General features: G+C 27.2%; 6 protein-coding genes. 2 read left to right on the top strand and 4 right to left on the bottom strand.

Going from position 1 to position 6,273, the window contains the following annotated elements:
* Positions 1-164 precede the first annotated feature (164 nt).
* Positions 165-719 carry a flavodoxin family protein gene (locus A9758_RS00885; protein WP_048059752.1) on the bottom strand — a complete coding sequence of 185 codons (555 nt, stop codon included), beginning with the start codon at positions 717-719 and terminating at the stop codon, positions 165-167.
* A 283-nt stretch (positions 720-1,002) separates the two neighbouring features.
* Between A9758_RS00885 and A9758_RS00880 the strand changes: the two genes are divergently transcribed.
* Positions 1,003-1,869 carry a DUF89 domain-containing protein gene (locus A9758_RS00880; RefSeq protein WP_011406705.1) on the top strand — a complete coding sequence of 289 codons (867 nt, stop codon included), beginning with the start codon at positions 1,003-1,005 and terminating at the stop codon, positions 1,867-1,869.
* 4 nt (positions 1,870-1,873) lie between these two features.
* On the opposite strand, the gene A9758_RS00875 is transcribed toward A9758_RS00880, so the two are convergent.
* Positions 1,874-2,632, bottom strand: coding sequence for a TrmB family transcriptional regulator (locus A9758_RS00875; protein ID WP_011406706.1), 759 nt, complete (start codon positions 2,630-2,632; stop codon positions 1,874-1,876).
* Between the two features lie 131 nt (positions 2,633-2,763).
* Here A9758_RS00875 and hcp point away from each other — a divergent pair, with 131 nt between their 5' ends.
* Entirely contained in the window at positions 2,764-4,062 is a 1,299-nt protein-coding gene (gene hcp / locus A9758_RS00870; protein ID WP_048059753.1) for a hydroxylamine reductase, read from the top strand.
* An 18-nt stretch (positions 4,063-4,080) separates the two neighbouring features.
* On the opposite strand, the gene A9758_RS00865 is transcribed toward hcp, so the two are convergent.
* Both A9758_RS00865 and A9758_RS00860 read right to left on the bottom strand, forming a co-directional pair.
* Positions 4,081-5,187, bottom strand: coding sequence for an archaeosine biosynthesis radical SAM protein RaSEA (locus A9758_RS00865; protein ID WP_011406708.1), 1,107 nt, complete (start codon positions 5,185-5,187; stop codon positions 4,081-4,083).
* A 12-nt stretch (positions 5,188-5,199) separates the two neighbouring features.
* Positions 5,200-6,168 (bottom strand): 5,10-methylenetetrahydromethanopterin reductase, encoded by a 969-nt coding sequence (locus tag A9758_RS00860; RefSeq protein WP_011406709.1) that lies wholly within the window; start codon positions 6,166-6,168, stop codon positions 5,200-5,202.
* Positions 6,169-6,273: the final 105 nt, after the last annotated feature.

Genomic DNA, 6,273 nt, shown 5'->3' with positions numbered 1-6,273 from the left:
ATTATATTATTATATTATAAAAAAAAATTGAAGTTGAAATAATTAATTAAAATATTAGATATAAATTATAGAATAGATATATTTTAGACAAGTTATAATTAAAATATAAGTAAAACTTTAAAAAAAAGAAACTTCTAAAAAAAGATAAAAAATAAAAAGTAGATTTATTCTACAATTTTTTCTCCAACAGCTTTTACTTGAGCTAATTGATTTTCTTTATCTTTAATTGCACCTGGAATATTATTATCAGGAACTACTGTTAATCCTTGTACATCAAATCCTAAAAATCCAAATGCTTCTACTTGTTTATTTAAGGTTCCTTTAAATAATTCAGGATCTTCCATTCCTTGTGATACTATCATTGCAAATTTTTTTGTTCCATAGGTTTCTACAAATGGAAATTGGAAGTATGAATATAATCTGTCAATAAATAATTTTGCTTGTGCATTTACATCAAAGAAATATACTGGTGTTGCAAGTATTACTCCATCAGCTTCTTCTATTGCTTTGTAAATTTTTTGCATATCATCATCTACTGCACATTTTCCTTCATGGGATTTACAGTAGTTATCTCCTTGACATGCTGTTATATTCATTTTATTAATATCAAATATTTCAGTTTCTGCTCCTTTTGCTTTTGAAGCTTCGAGTGCATTTTCTAATGCAATTCTTACATTACTTCCTTCACGTGGACTTGTATTTATTCCTATTATTTTCATATAAATCACCTTTAAACTACAATATATAACTACTATATATATGCTATTTCACAGAATAATCCTATTATTTATAAAGGATTTTGTTCTATTAAATAAAAACTAAAAAAATAAATAGTATTTTTTGAAAAAAACAATACATTAAAAAAATAATAAAAGACTATGACCATTAAAGAATAAATTATATTGAAAAATAATCAACAATATCCAACATAATATCCAGAATATTTTTTTTAGATATGAATATCATATATAATATATAGAAAAAAAATAAGAGGAAGATAGAATGAAAGTTAATTATGAATGTGCATCATGTATGTTAAGACAATCCAGAGAAGCTATAGAACATGCAGTAGAGGCTAATGACAAACGTATGGATGTATCATTAAAAGTTCTTGAATTTATGGAAAAACACTTCAAAAAAGATTCAAATTCAAACAAGTTAGGAACAGATTTACATCATATGATTATGAAAGAAACAAAAAACAACGATCCATATAAACAATTACGTGAACAAGGAAATCAACTTGCAAAAAAATTAGTACCACCAATAGAAGACATGTTAAAAGAAAATCCTAGCTTTGAAAACTATGTTAAAATAGCTGTAGCTGGAAATATCATTGATTTTGGAGCATTAGAAGAATCTACAAACATGGAAGAATTAATTAAAGAACAACTAAAACGCCAACCTTCAATCAATCATATAGATAAATTAGACAAAGCACTGCAAACTGCTAAAACAGTGTTATATCTAGCAGATAATTGTGGTGAAATAGTATTTGATAAACTTCTAATTGAAAAAATAAAAGAAGATTATAATCTAGAGATTATTTTAGCTCTAAAAGAAAATCCAATACTAAATGATGCATTACTTTCTGATGCTGAAGATTTAGAATTGGATAAATATACTAAATTAATTACAACAGGTGCTGCAAGTGTAGGTGTTGTTGAAGATTATGTTTCTGATGAATTAATTGAATTATTACATTCATGTGATGTTGTTATAAGTAAAGGTATGGGAAATTATGAGGGTTTAACAGAAATGAATATTAATAGGAGTGTATTTTTCCTACTTAATACTAAATGTCAAGCAATATCTGATGAAATAGGTGTTGGATTAAGAAGTAGTGTAATTATTAAGAAAGATCTATAAATAACTAATTCATATACCATTGTTTATTAAATGCTAATACATAATTAGAAATTATTGTAGAATATGTATTTAATAAACCAACTGTTTTTTTCTCAGACACTGATTTACCTACATTTTCAGTAAATACAAGCATCATTTCATTATAATCACGTATTATAAGTTGGGCTGTAGGAATATTGATGTATTTAATATCAACAGGTAAATCATCAAGTACTTCTTCTATAGAAATAACTTCATTGTTTACTACACATGATTTTGCTGCTAGAATTTTTATAGATACTCCTTCTTCATGTAGAAATAAAATATGGTTCTTAAATTTTTCAATTTCAGATGGAAATATAAATCCTATTCTCATTAAAAGTATTTTCTTTGTTCTGGCCATAATCTCATATTGTTTTAAAACAACTCTATCCTTTGTATCATATACCTCTACTGATGTGTTAATTCTTGGAAGATTACTCTCATATATACTATTAAATGTTTCTTGAACATCGTTTATGTTGTTTATAAATTGAGTTTTAATGTTATCAAATGTTTTCTTTGGAGCGATTACTTCATATTCTATTGGATGAGTTTTTTTTATTTTAACATAACCTTTTTTTTCTAAACTTTCAAGTACTGAGTATATCTTTGATCTGGGAACTTTTGATTTTTGACTTAATTCTCCAGCCTTTGCTGTTATTAAAGATACAAGTGCAATATAAACCTTTGATTCATAATCTGTTAATCCTAATTGTTTCAATATATCTTTTGTTGATTTCATATTTACTACCTATACTTAATATTAATTTTTTATATTAATATAAAGATACTGTTTTTTTCACTTAGAAAGTTACAAATTATTATATGTATTTTAAAACTAACAAATTAAATAAAAAGATAATAGGTGAAAATATGAATAATAATATGTTTTGTTATCAATGTTCTCAAGCAGCAAACGGAGAAGGATGTACAATATCAGGTGTATGTGGAAAAAATGAAACACTTGCCCGATTACAAGATAATCTTATCTTCTCATTAAAAGGAATATCTGCATATGCTTACCAAATGAGAGAATTTGGAGTTACTGATGAAGAAATAAATGCTTTTTTAGAAAAAGGATTATATTCAACATTAACCAATGTAAACTTCGATATTCCAAGTTGTATTGATTTAGCAATAGAATCTGGAAATATAAATATAAAAGCTATGAGTGGACTTAAACAAGCACATATAGAAAATTATGGAGAACCTGAAGTTGCAGAAGTACTTGTTGGTGCACAGAAAGGACATGGAATTCTTGTAACTGGACATGATCTTAAGGTACTTGAAGAAGTATTAAAACAAACAGAAGGTAAAGGAATTAATGTATACACACATAGTGAAATGTTAATAGGACATGCATATCCTAAACTTAGAAAATACAAACATCTAAAAGGTCAACTTGGTGGTCCATGGTATGATCAAAAAGAAATCTTCAGTAAATACAACATTCCTATAATTGTAACAACAAATTGTGGATTAATTCCTGCAGATGAATATGCTAATCGTATATATACAACAGGTATTGAACAATTACCAAATACTCCACACATCGATGATTTTGACTTTAGTGATGTAATAAAACAAGCATTAGAATTACCAGAATTAGAAGATGAAGAAAAAACAACACTTACCACAGGATTTGGAAAAACAACAGTTTTATCTCTTGCTGATAACATTAAAGAAGCTGTTCTTAGTGGAAAAATCAAACAATTCTTTGTAATGGGTGGATGTGATGTTCCATATAAATCTGAAATGGAATATTATAGAGAATTTGTAAAACAATTACCTGAAGATACAGTAATATTATGTGTTGGATGTGGAAAATACAGATTTAATGATTTAGATCTTGGAGATATAGATGGAATTCCAAGACTTATTGATTTAGGACAATGTAATGATGCTATAGTAGGTGCTGAAATATTACTTGCATTAACAGAAGTATTTGATATGGGATTAAATGATTTACCTGTAACATTTGTATTAAGTTGGATGGAACAAAAAGCAGTGTCTATTCTTTGGAGTTTACTTGCATTAGGTCTTCAAAATATACATATTGGCCCTATACTTCCTGCATGGGTTGATGAAACAATACTTGGTGTTTTAGTTGAAAACTTCAATCTTAAATTAATTTCAACACCAGAGGAAGATATTAAAGAAATATTAGGATAAAACCTACTACTTCTTTTTTTATGATTTTGGATTTGTAGTTGTATTTAATATTTTAGAAAATTCTAAATCAGCATACCACTTATTTTTACATTCACAGGAAAATTCTTCCAATTCTTGTGGTATTTCTTGTTCTAAGTTAGACTTTATTATTAAACTTTTTAGTTTTGCATTGCATTTTTTACAATTAAATGGTCCTCTTCTCGTACCAAAACCTGCAGTATCCATAATCATAGGTATATCCACATTTTTTCGTACTTCTTTTATTATTTCTATTGTAGTCCATATCCATGGAGGATTGTATGATCCTCTCTTCCATAAATAGTCCATTAATGTTCCACCATGCACTGTTGATGGACAGTATGCTAAACGTTTTACTCCCACTTTCTTTGCATAATATGCTGATTCTATTGATTCTTCTAGTGCATCTTTTTCTGAGAGAAGTATTGGTTTTACAAGCAGGTATGCTTTTGCTCTAATATCATATTCATCTATGGAATTTATTGTGTCCACAGCTCTTTCAAATGACTTGTTTGTTATTCCCTTATTTATTTTATTTAGGCGAGTATCTTCATTTGATGTTTCAAGACCTATACCAATTTCAAATATTTTATCTGGTATTATACTAGCTAACCATTTAAGTGAATCTTCATCTATGTATTCAGGTTTTGATTCAACTATTACTTCTTTTATATTATCATATTTACTAAATACATTAAATATGTGTTCTTGAACTTTAACATCCACTTCATTTTTATTTAGAAAACTTCCAGATACAAACAATTTTATAGCAACATTTTCATGGGATGTAATATCAGTTTTTTCTAATTGTTTTTTCCATTCATTATCAAATATTTCAATTAGATTTTCATCTGAAATTTCACATAATGGTGAATCTGCAATATAACTACACATTGTACATCCACCACTTTCTGTAGCCCATTGACAACCACTAGTTGGAAGTACTATAAAAATAGTATATCCTACACTATCATATAACCTATCCTTATTTGCCCAACTTGCAGCATATGCCTGTAATGGTTTTTTATCCTTTTTTCTATCTCTTTTATTGATTATATTCTCAATAGAATGTTCTCTTATTTGTTTATTTATAACTTGTACTTGCATAACACCAATCCCTTAATTAAATGAATTAATAATATCCTTTAATAATTTTAATGATTTAATTCTATCCTTTCCTATTGGTGAACCTACAACAAATTCATTAACACCAATATTTTGAAGAAGTTCTATTTTATTTGTTATATCCTCTGGTGTACCACATACACAGAATGCATGAATCATATCTTCAGTAATTAAATTTGATGCTCCTTTAAAATCATACTTTCCAAGACAACTTCTTATTTTATGTGCAGCTTCAATTGGAATATTATGACGATTTAGAACTATATCTGGTGCTCCACCAATAATAAAAGCTACAACTATTTTTGACTGAGAATAGGCTTGTTGTATATTATTATCTATACTACATGATGTATATGCAGCATAATTAAATTTTGATTGAGAAATTGATGATTTGGAAAGACCCTTATTTATTAAAGGAATTGCTATTTCAAAATCTTTAGGATTAGAAGCATTGATTAATGTTCCATCAGCAACTTCTCCCGAAGCTTCAAGCATTTTAGGACCTTGTGCTGCCATATATATAGGTATTGAATCTTGTATTTTTGATGTTCCATTAAGACATGCACCATGCTCTATTTTTCCACCATTTGTAAGTAATCTAATCGATTGAATTGCTTCTTTAACTGTTTTAAGTGGTTTATTCCATTTTAAATTTAAAGTTTCCATTGTAGCCTTGTCACCAGGTCCAACACCTAACAATGCACGTCCATTTGATATTTCATCCAAGGTTGTTGAAGCTGCTGCAATTGTCACTGGATTACGTACATATGGATTAGAAACACCAGACCCCATTTTTATTGTACTTGTTTCATATGCTGCAATTGATAATACTTCAAAAACATCCCTATTATTATAATGATCAGTTATCCATACATTTTCAAAACCAATATTTTCAGCTAATTTAATTAATTCTAGAATATCTTTAATTGGTTCATTAGGAAGTAGTTCTAAACTGAATTTCATAGTAAATCTCCAAAATTATTTATTATAATATGTAAAATTGTTTTAGTAAAAAATAATTCTTTTATTCATTTATTAATAATATAATTATAATTACATATTAATCTT

This window comes from Methanosphaera sp. A6, assembly GCF_001729395.1.
In the GTDB taxonomy this organism is placed as follows: Archaea; Methanobacteriota; Methanobacteria; order Methanobacteriales; family Methanobacteriaceae; genus Methanosphaera; species Methanosphaera stadtmanae.
Note: the sequence above shows the minus strand (reverse complement) of the source record. Positions and strands in the feature narration are given on the sequence as shown.

Bases quoted from the DNA above. Each gene is read 5' to 3' on its own strand.
- A9758_RS00885 (WP_048059752.1), bottom strand. From the start codon at position 719: ATGAAAATAATAGGAATAAATACAAGTCCACGTGAAGGAAGTAATGTA.
- A9758_RS00880 (WP_011406705.1), top strand. From the start codon at position 1,003: ATGAAAGTTAATTATGAATGTGCATCATGTATGTTAAGACAATCCAGA.
- A9758_RS00875 (WP_011406706.1), bottom strand. From the start codon at position 2,632: ATGAAATCAACAAAAGATATATTGAAACAATTAGGATTAACAGATTAT.
- hcp (WP_048059753.1), top strand. From the start codon at position 2,764: ATGAATAATAATATGTTTTGTTATCAATGTTCTCAAGCAGCAAACGGA.
- A9758_RS00865 (WP_011406708.1), bottom strand. From the start codon at position 5,187: ATGCAAGTACAAGTTATAAATAAACAAATAAGAGAACATTCTATTGAG.
- A9758_RS00860 (WP_011406709.1), bottom strand. From the start codon at position 6,168: ATGAAATTCAGTTTAGAACTACTTCCTAATGAACCAATTAAAGATATT.